This is a genomic window from Geobacillus sp. (genome assembly GCF_017515625.1).
Classification (GTDB): domain Bacteria; phylum Bacillota; class Bacilli; order Bacillales; family Anoxybacillaceae; genus Geobacillus; species Geobacillus stearothermophilus.
This window is the reverse complement of record NZ_JAFWFM010000103.1, coordinates 1-2,911: the sequence shown is the minus strand read 5'-3', so window position 1 is coordinate 2,911 and position 2,911 is coordinate 1. Positions and strand designations below refer to the sequence as shown.

The following is a 2,911-nucleotide window of genomic DNA, read 5'->3' as shown; positions in this document are numbered from 1 at the left end:
TCTTGCCGCGCATCGAAGAGGTGATTGCCGGGCTGGCTGAACGCTGTCCGGAAGAAGAGCTCCGTTATTTGGCCGTATCGGAAAATCCGTCCGGCGGGCAAGGGGAACGCATTTTCCATATTTACCGCGCCGATACGGCAGAAGATGTCATTCGCTTCCACGTCCGCCGCGAACATCCGCCGCAGGACGGGTACTGGTTTCAATTTCACTATCATACTTGCGATGATGGCTTTCAAGCTCACTATGAACTCGGGAAAATCTACTGGTCCAAAAATACGCCGCCGAATTGGCGCACATAAACCGCTTGCGGTTCTTTCCTGATTTTGCGCGTTTTTCCCTGCTTCGTTCTATGATATCATTTTCATAGAATAAAAGAAGCGGGGGAATACCATGAAACGATTGTGGACTAGTTTGTTGGCAGCGCTGTTCGCGATTCCGCTTCTATCGCTTTCGCCGTACCCGGCCGCCCACGGCGTGCTGCTTCAAGAAAGCGGCCTTGATCTTCGGGACATTCCGTCCCGTGACGTGCTCGGCCGCATTGTGATCGTGCCCGAGACAGCGTTTCCCGCTGCGGAGGCGAACAAGACCATTCAGACGCTTGCCCGCATAGATCGCAGCATTTTAGAGCAGGCGGCTGCTCATCATATTTACATTCAGCTGTTGACAGGCCCTATTACGAATGAACCGACAGCTCGCCACTTGCGTGGGAAAACCCCGCGCGGCTATGCGCCGGGATCCAAAACATGGGATGACGTGCCGGGCATCGGCGGGTCGCATTTGGTGCTCGTCCGTCTCGGCCATAGCGAAAAAGGGAAAGGACACGGCTCGGTCAATTTGGAGCTGCATGAGTTTGCTCATTCGCTCGATTACATCGTATTTGACCGCATTCATGAAACGGACGAATTTCAAGCGATTTGGCGGGAGGAGGCGCCGCGGCTTTTTCCTGGCGAATCTTATTTTTTGACCTATCCAGAAGAGTATTTTGCCGAGTCGTTTGCCTATTATTACGCAAGTGAAGAGACGCGGCACACGCTGCGGGCGGTAGCGCCGAACACATACGCATTCATCCGTGGATTGGCGGAGCGGGCCTCGTAAAAGGCTCGTTTTTTTTATCTTAATGAGGCGAGAAGACTCCCACTTCAACGAAGCGAAGCGGAGTAAGTGGGAGATGAATCGCCTTAACTATATTTTGCTGAAAATAGGATAGACTCCCATGACAAAAAAATTTCGTCACCATCGGAAGGATGAAAACAACCTTCTGTCGAATGGTCTCCTTGCAGCTGGGGTCATGAGGTCGTTGTATCTATGGTACGTAAAAGTCCGAAGGATAGACAGACCCCAGTAGTCTGGTGCACCACGGAATGTCGCTCCCTTGAGGGAAGCACGCAGGATAGAATGCTTGAACAAAGGCTGCTGCACCAGCTGTTTTTGAGAACGAAGCAGGGAGGAAGACCGATGCGCGTCTTGTATGAACGCTGTTGCGGATTGGACGTGCATAAGCAATCGATTACGGCTTGCGCCCTTACTCCTGAAGGAAAAGAGATTCGCACGTTTGGTACGCTGACCGACGATCTCGAGGAGTTGGTGGATTGGCTGAAAGAAAAAAAGGTGACGCACGTTGCCATGGAGTCGACGGGCGTATATTGGAAGCCGGTGTATAATCTCCTCGAAGCAGAGCCGATCGAAGTGCTTGTCGTCAATGCCCAACACATCAAAGCGGTTCCCGGGCGAAAGACCGATGTCAAAGATGCCGAATGGATCGCGGACTTGCTTCGCCATGGATTGCTAAAAGGGAGTTACATCCCTCATCGGGCTCAGCGGGAGCTCCGGGAACTGGTCCGTTATCGGCGCAGTTTGATCGAGGAACGGGCACGGGAGCTCAACCGCATCCAAAAAGTGCTGGAAGGAGCCAATATCAAGCTTTCTTCGGTCGTATCCGACATCAACGGGATGTCGGCCCGGCTCATCATTCGCGCCCTTATCGAAGGAAAGGACGATCCGGCGGCCCTCGCCCAGCTCGCCAAAGGGCGGCTGAAACAAAAAACGGAAGAGCTCCGGCGCGCATTGAAAGGAGTGATGGGGCCGCATCAACGCATGATGCTGGCCGAGCAATGGCGTCATGTGGAGTATTTAGATGAAGCGATTGCCCGGTTGGATCGGGAAATCGAGGAACGAACGAGCCCTTTTCATGAAGCGCTGGAGCTCATCGATACGATCCCGGGAGTGGGGCGGCAAAGCGCGGAACAAATTGTAGCGGAAATCGGGACGGATATGAGCCGGTTCCCTACCGCCGCGCACTTGGCCTCATGGGCCGGAATGGCTCCCGGGAATCATGAGAGTGCAGGGAAACGGTTGTCAGGTCGAACGAGGAAAGGGAACAAGAAGCTGAGGTCGTGCCTCGTGGAATGCGCCCGTGCCGCCGCCCGAACGAAGAACACGTACCTATCGGCCAAGTATCATCGGATCGCCAAACGAAGAGGAGCGAATCGAGCGAGTGTCGCGGTCGGGAGAACGATTTTAGAAATGATCTATTACATCTTAACTCGAAAGGAACCGTATAGAGAGTTGGGAGCCGACTACTGGGATCGGCAGCGAGAAGCGAGCATCGTGCGTCAAACGGTGAAACGATTAGAGGGGTTAGGGTACGAAGTGAAACTAGAAAAAACGAGTGCATAGCACTTATTAACCATATATATACTGAAATACCTTCCTTTGGAATACGATTCCGAAGGCTAGGTGGGCTCCGTTTTTTGTCTTAAATGGTGTTTTCAGGATAGATTCAGTAAAATATAGTATAATATAGTTAGATGGGAGGTGAAAAAATGTATTTTTGTATCAAACAACAGCTAAATGGTTTGACCAAAGAAGAATACTTGACTCTTCGAGAACTGTGCCATATTGCCAAGAACAT

Annotated in this window: 3 protein-coding genes; all 3 read left to right on the top strand. The window is 52.0% G+C overall.

Annotated elements, in window-relative coordinates; genetic code table 11:
- The coding region (locus IKE44_RS06420) for a YpjP family protein (RefSeq protein ID WP_287465365.1) at nucleotides 1–299 on the top strand (299 nt) is incomplete at its 5' end.
- A gap of 91 nt (nucleotides 300–390) precedes the next feature.
- Nucleotides 391–1,095, top strand: a complete 705-nt coding sequence (locus IKE44_RS06415; protein ID WP_033014073.1) for an anthrax toxin lethal factor-related metalloendopeptidase — start codon at nucleotides 391–393, stop codon at nucleotides 1,093–1,095.
- Nucleotides 1,096–1,455: 360 nt separating this feature from the next.
- The gene (locus tag IKE44_RS06410) at nucleotides 1,456–2,676 is read left to right on the top strand and encodes an IS110 family RNA-guided transposase (RefSeq protein WP_049624520.1); all 1,221 of its coding nucleotides are present in this window, start codon (nucleotides 1,456–1,458) and stop codon (nucleotides 2,674–2,676) included.
- The last annotated feature ends 235 nt before the right edge of the window (nucleotides 2,677–2,911 follow it).